Annotated in this window: 14 protein-coding genes; 12 read left to right on the top strand and 2 right to left on the bottom strand. The window is 29.9% G+C overall.

All coding sequences use genetic code 11. The annotated features are described in order from the left end of the window. The first annotated feature begins 180 nt into the window (after positions 1–180). Together FGK85_RS08065 and FGK85_RS15320 are read left to right on the top strand one after the other, a co-directional pair. Positions 181–1,992, top strand: coding sequence for a toprim domain-containing protein (locus FGK85_RS08065; protein ID WP_138205455.1), 1,812 nt, complete (start codon positions 181–183; stop codon positions 1,990–1,992). Positions 1,993–2,100: 108 nt separating this feature from the next. After that, complete coding sequence (locus FGK85_RS15320) at positions 2,101–2,274, top strand: hypothetical protein (protein ID WP_171011367.1); 174 nt, start codon at positions 2,101–2,103, stop codon at positions 2,272–2,274. Positions 2,275–2,639: 365 nt separating this feature from the next. On the opposite strand, the gene FGK85_RS08060 is transcribed toward FGK85_RS15320, so the two are convergent. Next, positions 2,640–3,728 carry a hypothetical protein gene (locus FGK85_RS08060; protein ID WP_138205453.1) on the bottom strand — a complete coding sequence of 363 codons (1,089 nt, stop codon included), beginning with the start codon at positions 3,726–3,728 and terminating at the stop codon, positions 2,640–2,642. 453 nt (positions 3,729–4,181) lie between these two features. Between FGK85_RS08060 and FGK85_RS08055 the strand changes: the two genes are divergently transcribed. From FGK85_RS08055 to tnpB, 3 genes are all read left to right on the top strand, one after another. Beyond that, positions 4,182–5,027: an AraC family transcriptional regulator gene (locus FGK85_RS08055; RefSeq protein ID WP_138205451.1), complete on the top strand. Its 846-nt coding sequence runs from the start codon at positions 4,182–4,184 to the stop codon at positions 5,025–5,027. Positions 5,028–5,490: 463 nt separating this feature from the next. Further along, positions 5,491–5,889, top strand: coding sequence for an IS200/IS605 family transposase (gene tnpA / locus FGK85_RS08050; RefSeq protein WP_035135061.1), 399 nt, complete (start codon positions 5,491–5,493; stop codon positions 5,887–5,889). Between the two features lie 9 nt (positions 5,890–5,898). After that, positions 5,899–6,984 (top strand): IS200/IS605 family element RNA-guided endonuclease TnpB, encoded by a 1,086-nt coding sequence (gene tnpB, locus FGK85_RS08045; RefSeq protein ID WP_138205449.1) that lies wholly within the window; start codon positions 5,899–5,901, stop codon positions 6,982–6,984. A gap of 379 nt (positions 6,985–7,363) precedes the next feature. Here tnpB and FGK85_RS08040 read toward each other — a convergent pair whose 3' ends face one another. Beyond that, a complete protein-coding gene (locus FGK85_RS08040; protein ID WP_138205447.1) occupies positions 7,364–8,245 on the bottom strand; it encodes an FUSC family protein in 882 nt (293 codons plus the stop codon). Between the two features lie 290 nt (positions 8,246–8,535). Between FGK85_RS08040 and FGK85_RS08035 the strand changes: the two genes are divergently transcribed. The 7 genes from FGK85_RS08035 (at position 8,536) to FGK85_RS08005 (ending at position 16,974) form a co-directional block, all read left to right on the top strand. After that, the gene (locus tag FGK85_RS08035) at positions 8,536–9,174 is read left to right on the top strand and encodes a corrinoid protein (protein ID WP_138205445.1); all 639 of its coding nucleotides are present in this window, start codon (positions 8,536–8,538) and stop codon (positions 9,172–9,174) included. 167 nt (positions 9,175–9,341) lie between these two features. Beyond that, complete coding sequence (locus FGK85_RS08030) at positions 9,342–10,340, top strand: uroporphyrinogen decarboxylase family protein (RefSeq protein ID WP_138205443.1); 999 nt, start codon at positions 9,342–9,344, stop codon at positions 10,338–10,340. Between the two features lies 1 nt (position 10,341). Then, entirely contained in the window at positions 10,342–12,069 is a 1,728-nt protein-coding gene (locus tag FGK85_RS08025) for an ASKHA domain-containing protein (RefSeq protein ID WP_138205441.1), read from the top strand. Between the two features lie 21 nt (positions 12,070–12,090). Next, complete coding sequence (locus FGK85_RS08020; protein WP_138205439.1) at positions 12,091–12,972, top strand: uroporphyrinogen decarboxylase family protein; 882 nt, start codon at positions 12,091–12,093, stop codon at positions 12,970–12,972. A gap of 219 nt (positions 12,973–13,191) precedes the next feature. Further along, positions 13,192–14,214 (top strand): tRNA 2-selenouridine(34) synthase MnmH, encoded by a 1,023-nt coding sequence (gene mnmH / locus FGK85_RS08015; protein WP_138205437.1) that lies wholly within the window; start codon positions 13,192–13,194, stop codon positions 14,212–14,214. Between the two features lie 151 nt (positions 14,215–14,365). After that, the gene (locus FGK85_RS08010) at positions 14,366–15,175 is read left to right on the top strand and encodes a ZIP family metal transporter (RefSeq protein ID WP_138205435.1); all 810 of its coding nucleotides are present in this window, start codon (positions 14,366–14,368) and stop codon (positions 15,173–15,175) included. A gap of 272 nt (positions 15,176–15,447) precedes the next feature. Then, positions 15,448–16,974: a phosphomannomutase/phosphoglucomutase gene (locus tag FGK85_RS08005; protein WP_138205433.1), complete on the top strand. Its 1,527-nt coding sequence runs from the start codon at positions 15,448–15,450 to the stop codon at positions 16,972–16,974. The last annotated feature ends 176 nt before the right edge of the window (positions 16,975–17,150 follow it).

Here is a 17,150-nt window from a genome sequence, read left to right as displayed (position 1 = left end):
CCCTTCTTGCTAATATTTATATATATTTTCTGAGAAAGAACAAAAAGATTACTATAGTCGCTTAAAAAAGGAAATAAAGTTTCTAAGTAATCTTTTTATAAAGTTAATTTACGCACAATCTGCTGGGCATATAAATATGTAAAACTAAATTACGATTTATGGAAGCAGATAGCAGAAAAATTGGATTTTAAAAACCTTCCTAAAAATATTCAGGAAGATAAAATAGATAACGTTGTTAACACAGCTCTATCCAAAGCAATAGAATTAAAGTGGAAATTAAGAAAAGAAGTCATAGATGCCTGGGATAATACCAATAGCGAAGAAATTGATGAGTATGATAAAGATATAATAAGTTGGAAGAAACAAATACTAGATAAAAGTTGGACAATAGATAGATTATTACTGATATTAGATAAATTTAAAATGATAGATAATTTAGCTTTTGGCGAAGATATGATAAAAATTAATTGCCCTTCTTGCGGACATGAAGATTTTGCAGTCTTTTTAAATAAAGATGGATCTGTCCTAGTTAATTGTGTTGGTGGTAAGTGTAATATAGGTACAGGAGATATATGGCAAATATTTGGTGATGAAGGAAGTATTGAAACTATAATAGATGAGGTATGGGATACATTAAAAAATTGTAATGATTCGGATATTAATAAGATAAAGAATGGAGATTATGTAGTAAAAAGGTGCAGTTCTTATGCTAATAAATATCTACCAAGTATTGTTGGCAACTGCGTAGAAAAATACAATTATATGTATAAAAAAGGATTTACTAAAGATGTTTTAATAGAGTGTGATGTATTGTACAGAGATGATGCTGTGAATACATGGAATAATAAAACAGGAGCAAATGAAATTAATGATTTTAGATATAGAATATGTTATGTTATAAAAGATTTGAAAGGAAATGTAGTTGGGATTCAAGGCAGAAGTATTTTTGACAATAATATAGATAGGGAACGCTTTGTAAAAAATGACGAACATTACAAAAAAGTTTATTGGAATAGTTTCAAATATAATAAAGATGACTGTGCAAAAAAACGCAAGGAAGAAAAATTTAAAAAATTATCTCAAAAGGTACTATCAACGTCAGGATTTAAGAAAAGTCAACACTTATACCTTGCTTATAAATATGTAGGTATGGAAGGTATAAAAAAAGTCGTGATAACGGAAGGTCCAAAAGATGCTATCAAAGTATATGCACAAAAATTTAATGATATAGCTGTAGTTAGTAGCCTAGGAAAAGATTTATCTTCTGCACAGGCAGAAATACTTCTTCAAGTATTTGGAACTGACGTAGAAATTGTAATGGCTTATGACGGGGATGAGGCAGGTAAAAAAGGAAATATAGATGCTTATAATAGATTAATAAAAAAAGGATTTAAAAAGGTGTCTTTTGTGAAATATAAGAATTGGAAAGATTTTGGAGACGTAATAGTAAAGACAAAAACGGCAGAAAACAAGATAATTGCAGGAATGATTAATAATGCTCTATCATTCGATGATTACAATAATAGTAAAGATAGTAATAAAGTAAAGAGAGTAAATAAAACAGATAAAAAGAATAATAATGATGGAAAAGATTTTTGGACTGTACAAGCAGAAGAATGGGAAAAAGAGAATGATACTATCTCTAACGGAGAAGGATTAGCAGAACCGTCAGTAGCAGAACAAATCACCTTCGATGCAAACGCAGAAAGAACAGCAGACTGGTTCGCAGAGCTAATAAAACTTGCAAAACGAGAATCTGGAAAATTTGCAATAAACATAGAAGCAGAAATGATGAATTTACAAGAAAATGGTAAGGAAGAATGGTTTAAAGAGTTTGTAAGAAGATATGGAGATTTACCTTACAACATTTTACTAATAGTTGCAAAAGTGGAGAAAAAAATAAAAGTAAGAGAGATGTTGTTGGCAAAATTTACAAAACAAACAATTAGTGTTGTAGATGATGCTACGAATGATAATTATATACCGTTTTAAATAGTTTAACCTACCTTTTTAGGTAGATTTTATTTTTATGTATATGCTATAGACTTTATAACTAATCGGCGCTATAATCATTATAAAAATAGGAGGTGTTTACATATTATGTATGATGATTTTGAGAAAGCTATAAATTGCAATGAAGTAATAAGTAGGATTGTAACTCTAGCAAATAATCTAAATAGCCCGGCGGATTTTGGAAGTAATGTAGCAGAAATACTAAAAGACAATGAGTTAATAAGTCCAGAAACCTACTACATTGTAACTGGTCAATTATAGCCATCCTGCTAAAAAAAGCGGGATTTTAGATCACAAATAACCCATCCTATGTACTCTTTATTGAAAAACAAAGATTTCACTTGAAAGAAGTAATAAAATAATATATATGTAAATAGTTTTAAAATGAATGAGCTAAAGTAACTAATACAATCTTTTTATAATGTAGTTTGCAAAACAATATATTTAAGAATGGGAAAAATTAGCATGGGGCAACCCATGCTAAAAATATGTTTATTTTATTCAGTATATATTCCCTAAAATAAAAAAAGCAATGGAAGAAAGTAAAAAACTAATGATTATACATTTTATAAATGTATAAAAAGTTTTATGGTTTAATTTAAATTTTACTTTTTTTATAGAATTAATCAATTACCTTTATTTATAATAGAGATATTACCTGTATATTTAAGTGAGTCTATTTTCCACTTATTATCTTCTTTCACAATACGAGCGGTTATTGGAGGAGTTTGCAAGGTATTGCCATTATTATAAAATATCACATTATATACAACCCAATATGAATTATTAGTATTTACATAATTAAAAAATTTGTAATCTATAGCTTTAAACTTTAGTTCGATTTTATTATCTTTTACCTGCTTAATTATATTATCTGTTGAGCCTTTTATATTTTCTTTATAATTGTTAGTAATAAAATTTAGGACAGTATTATTGTAATTATCAGTATTTTTATAATCCAAAGTATAATAAGCTTCAGAATATAATTTGAGTTCATCTTTTATATTTTGTAGTTCTTTCATTTTATATAATTCATTATCTTTTAAATAAATACTATCATAAACATCTGTATCTTTATTGTTATCGAACATATAAGTGATAGGACGAGTTGGCACTTGTTCTGCAGGAACTGGCGAAAAATGAGTTTCTGTATCTACTACCCATTTGTTATTCTCCAAAAGAATAAATAGAAAGATTTTATTCTGATAATACTTATTCTGTTTACTTACAGATGGATTATTTTTTTCCAATGTATATGCTGAACACTCTGCAATATAAACTTTTGAATAATCGTTATATGTAATACTATCTATATTTGTTTTGATATAATCTCTTTGGAGTTTTTTAGTTATAATGTTGTCTATAGATTTTTTATCATCTTTCTTTTTTTCTTTTTCTAATTGGAAGTTGGTTAGGTAGTTTCTATAATCAAAGTAAGTATCTTCTTTTGTATAGTCAACTTCAAACCATGCCTTGTTAAAGTTGTCAACAAGTTTAGTTATTGTATCATAATTATTATCCTTATTAAAGTCTTTAGTTGGAGGTATATTATCGCCGTAATATTCATATTGAGTGTTTACCGCTGGTAACTGATCTGCATTAGTTAATTTTGCAACTTTATTAGTAGTTGTTTGAGAAGGATTACTAACTCCACATCCTACCAAACTAAACATGATAAATAAAAAACCTAAAGTACATAATAATTTTGACTTCAATTTTGTTTCCCCTTCCTTGAATATTATAATTATTTTTTACTTTCTTCATTGCTTTTAAAATTTAGTAAAATTTCTTGGATTTTTAGAAGTTACCTTTTAAAGGTCTTGTTATCAAAAACAATAAATTAATCAAAACAAATATATTAGGAATCATATGTAATAAAATGAAAATGTTATATAATAACTATATCGGATGAAAAAATATATTCTTAACTTACTATAATTACGCTATGGTTTTAACCTAATACTGATGTTAGTATTAGGTTATCAAATACGAGAAGTTAATTTTATTTCACAAATTGAATTTAGAATACAATCAAAATATAATATTATTATATTTATCAAGATATAAAAGAGATAATAGATAAGATGCTACCTGCATATTTGTGCATGAAAAGTCGGTTTTGCAATCTATATTTCATGTATATTAAATATAGAAAGAGGTGTGGAGGCATGGACTGGTTGGAGAGAATGAATCGGGCATTGGATTACATTGAAAGTCATCTAGATGACGAGATAGATTATACCGTAATGGCAGGAGAAGCATACTGTTCAGAGTATCATTTTTCAAGAATGTTTTCCTCTATTAGTGGCATTTCCCTTTCAGAATATATTAGGCGTAGACGACTAACACTTGCTGCTTTTGAAATTCAAAAAACTGATATTCGTATTATAGATGTTGCCATTAAATATGGATATGAATCTTCTGATTCATTCGCACGAGCTTTTCATAAGATACATGGAATAAAGCCATCTGAAGCTCGTAATAAAGGAGTACAATTAAAAGCCTTTCCACGAATCTCTTTTCAAATATCTATTAAAGGGGATGTAGAAATGGAGTATAGGATTGAGAACCTTGATTTTGAATTAAGAATAATAGGTAAAAGCAAAATGGTAAAGACAAGTAGAGCATTTAAAACAATTCCAACACTTTGGAATTGTGCCAAAAAAGATGGATTTATGCAAAAGCTTATTGATATGTCCTGGGAAAATCCAAAGTGTAAGCTTGAAGGTCTTCTAGGAGTTTGCGGGAAAGAGGCAGCTATTACAGATGAAGAGTTTGATTACTTTATGGGAGTAAGATACGATGGAGAGATTACCGATGATATGGAAACTCTTATAATTCCACAAAGCACATGGGCAGTTTTTCCTAATGTTGTAGAGGCATGGAAGCGCTTATACTCTGAATGGATTCCAACTTCTGGCTATGAACTTGCTAACCTACCATGCATTGAATGTTATTATGGTCCAAAACATAAGCCAAGACATGAGCTATGGGTTCCTGTTGTTCCTAAATAATTGTAAAAAGTTCATTAGGTAAAAGTATAAAGCTGACACATCCTATGTAGTCTTTATTGGACGACTAAAATTGTATAATAGTTTCATAATAAAGCAGATGAAAAACAAAGAAAAGCATAAAGGGCATTAGAAGAATAATTGCACAGTATAAAATTAAAGGTTTATTTTTAAAGAATATTTGATATAATATAAATAAGAAAAGGCTTAGTGCTGGTAACACTAAGCCAATCCTAGAACGTTTTAGTTTTAGGGTTATTGGATTTTAGTTAAATAAACTAGATTATGAAATTAGTGCTTGCGTTTGGTGGACGGAGCACTTTTTTCATTTGTCTTAAATTTAATTTTAACCTAATTGTGCGAAATTCTCCCATCCTCTATAGGTGGGAGATGGATAGCACTTGCCGATAGGCAACAAATATGATAACTTATAATCAGTTACATTAACTGAAAGGTAGTGTTATCAATGCAATTAGACAATAATAACCATTCAGTATTCTTGCTAAATTATCATTTGGTATTAGTTATAAAATACAGAAGGAACGTTATAGATGACCAAATATCAAATAGATTAAAAGAAATATTCGAGTATATCTGTCCTAAATATAATATTGTTTTAGAAGAATGGAATCATGATTTAGACCATGTACATTTATTATTTAGAGGTTCACCCAATACAGATATATCAAAATTTATTAATGCGTATAAAAGTGCCAGTAGTAGACTTATAAAAAAAGAATTTCCGAAAATAAAAAATCAGTTATGGAAAGAATATTTTTGGAGTAGAAGCTATTGCCTTATAACAACTGGTGGTGCTCCTATAGATATAGTTAAAAAGTATATAGAAAATCAAGGAATGAAATGAGGTGAGGATATGTTAAAAGCTTATAAATATAGGATTTATCCTAATGAAGAACAAAAATTATATTTAGCAAAAACTTTTGGTTGTACTAGATTTATCTATAATAAGATGTTGGCTGATAGAATTAAGTCTTATGAGGAAAACAAAGATTTAGATGTTAAGCAAATTAAGTATCCTACACCTGCACAATATAAAAAAGAGTTTGAGTGGCTTAAAGAGGTTGATAGTTTAGCACTAGCTAATGCACAACTAAATTTAGATAAAGCATATAAAAATTTCTTTAGAGATAAATCAGTTGGATTTCCTAAGTTCAAAAAGAAAATCAATACTAATAGTTATACAACAAATAATCAAAACGGAACTGTGTCTGTAGAAAATGGATATGTAAAGATACCTAAATTAAAATCAGCGATAAAAATGAAACAACATAGAGAATTCAAAGGATTAATAAAAAGTTGCACTATATCTAAAAAACCAAGCGGCAGATATTATATATCAATTTTAGTTGATACAGAAAATTTTATATTGCCTAAAGTAGATAAAAAAATAGGTGTTGATGTTGGTCTAAAGGAATTTGCAATATGTTCAGATGGATATAGGGAACCTAATCCAAAACATCTTAGAAAATCTGAAAAAAGACTAGCTAAACTTCAAAAAGACTTATCACGCAAACAAAAAGGTAGTAATAACAGAAATAAAGCTAGAGTGAAAGTTGCTAAACTACATCAAAGAATAGCAGACCAAAGGTCGGATTTCTTGCATAAGTTATCAATTAAACTAATTAGAGAAAACCAATCTATAGTAATTGAGGACTTAAAAGTTAAGAATATGCAACAAAATCATAAATTAGCTAAAGCTATAAGTGAAGCTAGTTGGTCAGAATTTAGACGAATGTTAGAATATAAAGCTAGTTGGTATGGTAGAAAAATAATTATAGCACCTTCCAATTATGCTAGTAGTCAGCTATGTTCTGAATGCGGATATAAAAATGAAGAAGTAAAAAATCTAGCACTTAGAGAATGGATATGTCCTAATTGTGGAGTACACCATGACAGGGATATAAATGCAAGTAAAAATCTACTGAAATTAGCTATATAATTTTGGTAATAAGCGAGGTTGGTTCGACCTTTTGAGCGTGGGTAAACTTGCTACAGTAGTAGTATTGACCACGAAGCCCCCACTTCAACGAAGTAAGTGGGGTGTAGTTCACTACACGAGATATTGAGAGGAGTGAATGTTATGAATGAAAAACATGATTGTTCTTGTGCAAGTCAACAAGAAAAGGAAAAGAAAGCTAATAACTCTAGAACCAAACATAGTAAAAAGACACATAAAAAAGATTAATATTAGTTTTTAACAGTGCACCCTTGAATGTTAGAAAATAGCATTTAGGGGTGCTTTTCTCTTTCTTTAAATAAACTAAAATATAAAAGTAAAACATTTTCTAATTTTAATTTTTAGCTTCAAAAGGTTAAATCTAATCTTTTACGATATTGATTTTACTTAGTTCTTCTAAAAGAGCTAAAAGTTTATTTACATGGTAGTTAAATGTAATATCTAAGTTTGTTGATAAGCAATCTTCATTTGAATCTATTTCTTCGTTAAATAAATCCTTATATTTAGATAAATTATTCAAATCTAATTTGCACTTATTTTTTAAGCTATCTATGGCAAATAAATGAACATATGCGGCATTGCTTATGGTTAATATTTTTTTAATATTTTCTACTTTAATATTATCAGTCTTTTTTATTTTAATTTCATTTAAGTAAGTATGTAATGAGTCATCTAGGTTGTCAATTTCCATTTGAAGCTTTTGTATATTTAAATTAGAGGTATTTTTGATTAAACTTTTAGAAAGAGAAAAAATATCATTTATAAGTGTATTGCAGTGAGAGGACATTTTATTTAAATAATCTGGTGGTGCAATTAGATAGTTTACCAATACAGCAATGGCGATACCTATAAAGGTTTCTAAGAGTCTAGTTACGCTGTATGCAAAAGGATTTTGACCTTTCATATTGGTCATGATAGCTAGAAAAACTATACAAGCTATATTTATAGAGCTTCTTTTGTTAAGCATATTGCAAAAATAAATAACTGCAATTATTCCAATGCCAGTTAAGATAGAGTTTTCTGGGCGTATGAGAGCAAAAATGAGGCCTATAAGAGCTCCTACAGAAGTGCCTATCATTCTATTTTTACCAGTAATAAATGAATCGGAAACTGAACTTTGCATACTTATTACTGCTGCAATACATGCATAAAAGGGGTATTGTATTTTAAGTAAATTTAGCGTTATTATACATAAAAAAACAGATAAGGCTGTTTTCATTGTACGCATACCTATTCTTGACATGGGGATCTATCCTTTCATTAAATTTATGGGTTAAAAATTGTTAATCAGTGAATTTGTTTAAATGATATAGTTAAGTATATCAAAATTTATAATATAAACAATGGTTAAATTTAAAAAATATAATAAAATAAAATTCAGACAAAAATCAAAATTTAAAATAAATATTATAGATAGCTATAAATAAATGGCTATCTATATATTTTTTCTATTGGATAAGTAAAGATTAATGACCTAAAATAATTATGGGATTCGTATAAAGTAGCATTAACAGTAGTTGGGGGGAGAAAATTATGCTAAAGGAAGAGATGTTTAAAGAATTATCTACTGCTGTAGTGGAAATGGAAGAAGAAAAAGTGGTGGAATTGTGCCAAAGGTCTTTAGAAATGAATATAGAAGCATATGAAACTATAACCAAGGGACTTATAGATGGCATGGATCAAGTTGGAAAATTATATGAGGAAGAGGAATATTTTTTGCCAGAAGTACTTATATGTTCTGATGCTATGAATGAAGGATTAGACATATTAAAACCTCATTTAAATAGAGGAATTATGGATAACCCTATAAAGGTTGTAATAGGCGTTGTGGAAGGAGATACACACGATATAGGAAAAAATCTTGTAAGGGTTATGATGGAAGCTTCCGGTTTTGAAGTTTATGATTTAGGAAGGGATGTGCCACTTAATAATTTTATAGAAGAAGCAGAAAAGCAAAAGGCACATATAATATGTATGTCTACATTAATGACAACAACTATGCCAGGAATGAAGACTGTTATAGATAATTTAAAAGAGAGAAATTTAAGAGATAAATACAAAGTAATGATAGGGGGAGGACCTGTTTCTCAAAAGTTTGCAGAAAAGATAGGAGCAGATTTGTATACTGTTGATGCTAACGAAGCTGTAAGAAAAGCAAAAGAACTTATGTAAAATTTTTATTTATACTTGATTTTAGAGGGTTATACTAGAATCAAGTATTATTTTTAGTAATTAATTCAACTTTCTAAATTTTAACCAAGAAGCCACCACTTCAGCGTGAACAAATGGTGGGAGAGTTGACACTCGTATATTTGAGATTAGTAGAAAGGGTGTTTGTAATGAATGAAAAAGAAAGATTGTTGGCTGTATTGAAGGGTGAGATGGTAGACAGGCCGCCAGTAATTTGTCCAGGGGGCATGATGAATGCTGCGGTTACAGAAGTGGTTCAGGGTTTAGATAAAAATCACAATGTAGACTTAAAAGCTATGGTGGAAGCTGCAAGGAAAGTAAGAGAGTTAACTGGATTTGAAAACTATGGAGTGCCCTTTTGTATGACCATAGAAGCAGAGCCTTTAGGAATTAATGTGAATTTAGGGGATAAAACTGTAGAACCAAGGGTTACAGAGTATAATCAGATGGATTTAAGTGATATTGAGAATTCTTATAGTATAAACCCTACGGAGTCTGGAAGAATGCCAGTGGTTTTGGAGGCAATAAGAGAACTTAAAAATGAAAATATACCGATAATAGGAAATATAACAGGTCCTATGAGCACTGCCACTTCCATAGTAGATCCTTTAAAATTAATTAAAATGCTTAGAAAAAATCCTGAAAAAGCATATGAGTTTTTAGAATACGTTACAGAATATTCTATAGAATATATAAGGGAAATGATAAAAGCTGGAGCAGACGTTATAGCTATGTCAGACCCAACAGCTACAGGAGAAATATTAGGAAGAAGAAATTTTGAGAAGTTTATACTTCCTTTATATAAAAAAATAGTTTCAGAAGTTCACCATTTAGGAAAAAATATAATAATACATATATGTGGTGATGCTAAAACTATAATAGAAAGTTTGGACACTATAGGGGCAGATGCATTAAGTTTTGATTCTATAGTGGGTATGAGGTTTGCAAAAGGCAAGCTTACTACTAAATTAATGGGAAATGTGAATACACAACTTTTACAGGAAGGACCTAAGGAAAGAATAAAGTCTATAACTGAGAATTGTATAAAATCAGGAGTGGATATAGTATCCCCAGCTTGTGGTCTTGGCATGTCCACACCTATAGAAAATTTAAGAGTAATGACGGATTTTGTGAAAGGAAGAAGGTAATATGGCTAAGATTAACTTTAAAGATAAAAATTTAGTCATGGAAGTAGAAGAAAATACTACATTGCTTCAATGCATAAGAAAAGCTGGATTAAGAATAGAAACTCCTTGTAATGCCATAGGACTTTGTGGAAAATGTAAGGTTATAGCTAAAGGAGAATTAAGTTTAATAAGTGAAGAGGAAAAGAAGTTTATAAATGAGGAAAAAAATGAAAGATTAGCTTGCATTGCCAAGGTAAAGGGAAATGTGGAAATAGAGCTTATAAAGGAAAACAGTGAATTAAAAACCATAAATAAGGGATTTTCTATAGATGTAAAGCCAGATGGAGATATATTTAAAATTGCACTTCCAGATGTGGAAAACTCTAATTCTAAGCCTTATGCAGAAACATTAAATTATAAGGTGAAAGCTTTTCATATATACGAAAAAATAGGTTTAATGGAAAGTGAAAATAAAAAGCATAAATATGCAGTAGTTTATAAAGATGAAATTATAGATATATGTGAAGAAAATAAAAATATATTAGGAGTGGCTATAGATATAGGAACTACAGGTATATCCAGTTATCTTGTAGATTTAGAAACTGGAGAAATTATAGATAAAATATCATCTTTAAATCCCCAAACAGAATTTGGAGGGGATGTGTTAACTAGAATAACCTATTGTATGAATAATATTAATGGGGCGGAAGAATTAAAAATAAGCATAATAAATGAAATAAATAGGATAATAAAAGAGCTTACTGGGGAAAAATTTGCATTTAATCAGATTTATGAAGTTGTTATATCAGGCAATACTACTATGCTTCATTTGTTATTAGGAGTAAATCCTATTTCATTGGCCAAGGCACCTTACAGGCCTGTTTTCTTAGATGCTTTACATATAAATGGGAAAGATATTGGAGTAGATTTTAATAGGGAAGGAATTTTCACATTACTTCCATCTGCTTCAGCATATGTAGGGGCTGACATTATATCTGGAGTGGTAGCTTCGGATTTTCAAAATAAAAAATGGTCATCTATATTTGTGGACATAGGAACAAATGGAGAAATTGTAGCTATAAATGAAGGTAAAATAATGACAACATCTACTGCAGCAGGACCAGCTCTTGAAGGAATGAATATATCCTGTGGATGCAGAGCACAAAAGGGAGCCATAGAATCTTTTAGCATAGATGATGATTTTAATATAAATTATAATACCATAGGAAGTGTAGATCCTGTAGGCATATGTGGCAGCGGACTTATAGATATAGCGGCAGTTTTAGTGGAAAAAGGCATAGTGCTTAAAAGTGGCAAGTTTAATAAAAATATAAATGAAAAATTAAAGGATAGATTAGTAGATAAAAAATTTTATATAACAGATAAAGTATACATATCTCAAAAGGATATAAGGCAAATACAATTGGCAAAAGGAGCCATAGCAGCAGGAATTATAATGCTACTGCATCATATGGGAACGAATATAAACGAAATAGAAGAAACAGTTATAGCAGGAGCCTTTGGATATCATGTAAATCCAGATAGCATAAAACAAATAGGCCTTATACCTAAAGGGTTTGAAGGGAAGATAACCTTTGTAGGAAACACTTCTTTAGAAGGAGCAAGGATAGCTCTTGTAAATAAAGATTATTTAAATTTAATGAGTGACCTTAGAAAACACATGGAAGTTTTAGAATTGTCTACTAGTGATGAATTTCAAAAATATTTTATTGAGCAACTTAATTTTTAAGAATGAGTGGAGGTGAGATTTATGGCTGTGGAGATATTTAAGTGTGTCAATGATGGCATGGATAAAATACCCAAGGAGGCTATACAGGGGTTGGACATAGAGTTTCCAAAGGTACATATAGATGCTTATGAAATGGCCAGGATGTCAAAGGCCATAAAAGAATACAGAAAAGATAATTTGTGCAGGGTACCCTTTTGTAATACTGTAGAAGGAGAGGCCTTGGGAGCTATTATAAAATTAGGAGATGAAAATACTGGACCAAGGGTGGAAAAGTATTTGATAAATTCCATAGAGGACATAGAGAAAACAAAGTCTATGGATTTTACAAAAGGAAGGATAGAACAGGTTTTAAAAGCAGTAAGTATATTAAGTGATCAAGGAGAAAGGGTATGTTTAGCAGTTGAAGGGCCGTTTACTATAGCTAATTCACTTATGGATACAGGATTGTTTTATAAGTTTTTGAGAAAAGAAAAAGAAAGGATGAATGATTTCTTTAAGCTTTTAGAAAATGATATTGCAAAGTATATTTTAAAAGGCATAGATAAGGGCGCAAACATAATATCTTATGCAGATCCTGTGGGAACAGTAGATATAGTAGGACCAAAGGTTTATAGAGAAGTAAGCGGTAGAATTACATATAATATATTAAAAGCATTAGAAGGAAATTTAAAAAATTCTGTAATACATATTTGTGGCAAAACATCAACCTCTTTAGAGAGCATAGGTTTAGCAGAAAATATACCAATAGAAATTCCTAATGATATACCCTATGGACAAATTCTCAAAAATATAGATTTTAGTAAAAGTGGCATTAAATTTATAGGAAATTGGTGCATAAAAAGAAGTGGTTTAAATAAGAAGGATGGTATTCTTTGGCAGCTAAAATTTATATGCGAAAGTTGAGTCTATAATAAATTAACACTATCAAATAAATTCAATTTCAATTTATTTGATAGTGTTAATTATTTTATTTAAAAAGCTGTAGCATATAGGAGTTATATATTGTTTAAATTAATAGTTGAAGTTATTACTATTTTAAAATAAAATAATAAGATGTATGATATGTTTTATTATTGATTAAATTAACATATGATAAGGGTCTTGTTTAGGAAGGAGAAAAATATGCTTAAGGATATAGAATATGAAAATTTAGAAGGAGATTATATATTAATAGATGTAAGAAGTGAAGGTGAGTATAGTGAGTATACTATACCTGGAGCTATAAATATACCTATTTTTAATGACGAAGAAAGAAAAGAAATAGGAACGGTTTATGTAAGAGAAAGTGTGGATAAGGCTAAATCTATGGGGGTAGAGGCAGCATCTAAAAAACTTCCATATATATATGAAAAGATATGTGATTTGCAAAAAAAATATAAAAAAGTTGTGCTTTTTTGTGCTAGAGGGGGATTAAGGAGTACGGTTTTAAGTACATTCCTCGATAGCCTAGGTGTGAAGGTTTATAAATTAAAAGGTGGATACAAGGGATATAGGGCATACATAAATAGGGAATTGCCAGTGCTTAATGAAAAAGTACAATATGTAATTCTTCAAGGAAACACAGGTATGGGTAAAACGGAAATTCTAAAGGAACTAAAGAGAAGAGGACATAATATAGTGGATTTAGAAGGATGTGCCAATCACAGAGGCTCACTTTTAGGAAGTGTAGGTATAGGAAAGTGTAATAGCCAAAAGGCCTTTGAATCATTAGTATATGAGCAATTAAAAGAAAGAAATAGTGATTTGGTATTTTTAGAAGGGGAAAGTAAAAGAATAGGAAATATCATAATACCAGATTATATTTATAATAAAATGAGAGAAAGCAAGAGAATTTTGGTAAAGGGAGATTTAGATTACAGGGCTAAGAATATAATAGATGAATATACTAAGGGAGAGAATTGGAAGGAAGAGATTATTAACAGTTTAAATAATTTAAGAAAATATATAAGCGAAGAAAATATTGCAAGATACTTAAATATGGTAGAAAATGGTCAGATTCTAGACTTAACTAAGGAACTTATGGTAAAATATTATGATCCCATGTATAAAAATGGGGAAAATAAATACAAATATGAATTAGTTGCAGAGATAAATAGTATTAAAACTGCCTGTGATATTATAGAAAAATGGGTGGAGGGAATATAGAGTTTAAATTAAAACCATTTGTGTAGAGTTTGGAATTTATGTGCGAAAGTTTGAGTTAAATACTTATAAAATTTAAAATGTAGATTATTAGAAATTAAATTTTGGGGATTAGATATTGAGGATTGGGATTAATTAAAAAGGAGGGTGTTGTATGGAATTAAGTTTTACAAATAACCCCGTGTTAGGGGCATTATTAGCTACTTTATTTACTTGGTTTATGACAGCATTAGGAGCGGCAGTAGTATTTTTATTTAAAGAAATAAACAGAAAAGTATTAGATGCTATGTTAGGTTTTGCAGCGGGGGTTATGATAGCAGCAAGTTTTTGGTCACTTTTAGAACCTTCTATTGAAATGGCGGCTTCTTTAAATATGAAAGAGTGGGTGCCAGCAGCGGTGGGATTTTTAGCAGGTGGATTTTTCCTTTGGGCTGTGGATAAAATTCTTCCACATCTACATGCAGGCATGAAAACAGAAGAGGCAGAGGGCATAAAAACCAGCTGGCAGAGAAGTATACTCTTAGTTTTGGCTATAACCCTTCACAACATACCAGAAGGATTGGCTGTAGGTGTTGCCTTTGGAGCATTGGGCACTAATATTTCTTCAGCTACTTTTGCAGGAGCTATAGCATTAGCTATGGGTATAGGAATTCAAAACTTTCCTGAAGGAGCAGCAGTATCTATACCTTTAAGAAGAGAAGGCATGTCTAGATGGAAAAGCTTTCTTTATGGGCAAGCTTCTGGAGTGGTAGAACCTATAGCAGCAGTAATAGGAGCAGCTATGGTGGTTCATATGAGACCTATACTTCCCTATGCGCTTTCCTTTGCAGCAGGAGCTATGATATTCGTAGTAGTGGAGGAATTAATACCAGAATCTCAATTAGGTAAAAATACTGACTGTGCAACTTTAGGCACAATATTAGGTTTTGTAGTAATGATGGTGTTAGATGTGGCTTTAGGTTAATGTAAATATATTTTTAGTAATACTGTGGTAGAATAATTATCACAGTATTTTTATTTTATAAAAATATATATGAATAAGAAAGTTGTAAGTTTAGGTTATAGCTATTTTAATATATAAAGAAAACAGGTATAATTTATATTAGAATAATCATTTATAAGGTGCGGATTCTAGGAAGAAGTTCTATGAGCTGCACTTTCTTATTATAGTACTAAATAAAGTCTTTATATTGAAGAGAAAGTTGAAGAGTATATAGATACAAAGGAGGATTAATTTTGAAGAATTCATTAGAAAAACTTATTAATGGAAATGATATAAGAGGTGTTGCATTAGAGGGGGTTGAAGGTGAAAAGGTAAATTTAACTCCAGAAGTAGTTGAAATTTTAGGAGTAGCTTTTGCAAAATGGCTGTCCATTAATAAAAATGTTAAAGCAGAAAATTTGAAAATTTCTGTGGGCAGGGATTCAAGACTTTCAGGAGAAAATTTAAAATCTGCTTTAATCCGTGGAATAACAAGTGTTGGCGCAGAGGTTTTTGATTGTGGATTAGCATCTACTCCAGCTATGTTTATGACTACAGTTTTAGAGGAATATAAATTTCATGGTGCTATAATGATCACTGCCAGTCATTTGCCTTTTAATAGAAATGGCATGAAGTTTTTTACCAATAAGGGTGCTATAGAAAAATTAGATTTAAAAGAAGTAGTATCTATAGCTAAAGAAATAGAGGAAGTAAATGAAGCTAAAGAGGAAAAAGTTAACGTTATAGACTTTATTTCTGAATATTCAAAGTTTTTAGTAGAAAAAATAAGAACTGGAGTAAATAGCAAGGTAAACAAAGAAGAACCTTTAAAGGGATTTAAGATAATAGTGGATGCAGGAAATGGAGCAGGTGGATTTTTTGTAGATAAGGTTTTAAAATCACTAGGAGCTGATACTGAAGGAAGTCAATTTACAGAGCCAGATGGAAGATTTCCAAATCATATACCAAATCCAGAGGATAAAGAGGCAATGCATTCCATACAAAAGGCTGTTTTAGAAAATAAAGCAGATTTAGGAATCATATTTGATACAGATGTAGACCGTGCAGCGGTGGTAGATAGTCATGGTAATGAAATAAATAGAAATAGACTAATAGCATTAATTTCAGCTATTATACTAGAAGAAAATCCTAAAACTACTGTAGTAACAGATTCAGTTACATCAGAAGGACTAAAAGATTTTATAGAAAATAAATGTGGCGGAAAACATCATAGATTTAAAAGAGGGTATAAAAATGTAATAAATGAAGCTATAAGACTTAATAGTGAAGGTGAAGAATGCCATATAGCTATAGAAACTTCAGGACATGCTGCTTTAAGGGAAAATTATTTCTTAGATGATGGAGCTTATTTGATTTCTAAGATACTTGTTAAAACTGCTAAATTAAAAGAAGAAAATGGTGAAGATATTCACAATTTAATAAAGGATTTAAAAGAAGCTAGCATAAGTAATGAATATAGAATGAAGATAACCTGTGAGGATTTTAAGGAATATGGAAATAAGGTTTTAGAGGATTTAAAGTCATACTGTGCTAAAAGAGAAGGCTGGGAATTTGAAGTGCCAAACTATGAAGGAGTTAGGGTTAAGTGTGATAAAGAAAATGGTGATGGATGGTTTTTAGTAAGACTTTCACTACATGATCCAGTTATACCTATGAATGTAGAAACTGAGAAGGAAGAAGGAGAAAAATTAATAGTTAGTGAGCTTTATAAATTCTTTAGCGGTTATGAAAATTTAAATATAGAAGCATTAAATAAATAATTTAATAAATAAGCTGATTAGATATTTGAAACTAATCAGTTTATTTATTATTCAAAACAAAGATAATTCTTGTAATATATGTAGGGCATTTCTTAATGTTGATATAATTATGATAATTCATTATAATAGTTCATATGTACTTTGTTGTATATACAATATAAATTAGTTTTATATGG

The sequence above is a fragment of the Haloimpatiens lingqiaonensis genome (assembly GCF_901447495.1).
In the GTDB taxonomy this organism is placed as follows: Bacteria; Bacillota; Clostridia; order Clostridiales; family Clostridiaceae; genus Haloimpatiens; species Haloimpatiens lingqiaonensis.
The sequence above is the reverse complement of the archived record's forward strand: the minus strand, read 5'-3'. Positions and strand labels throughout refer to the sequence as shown.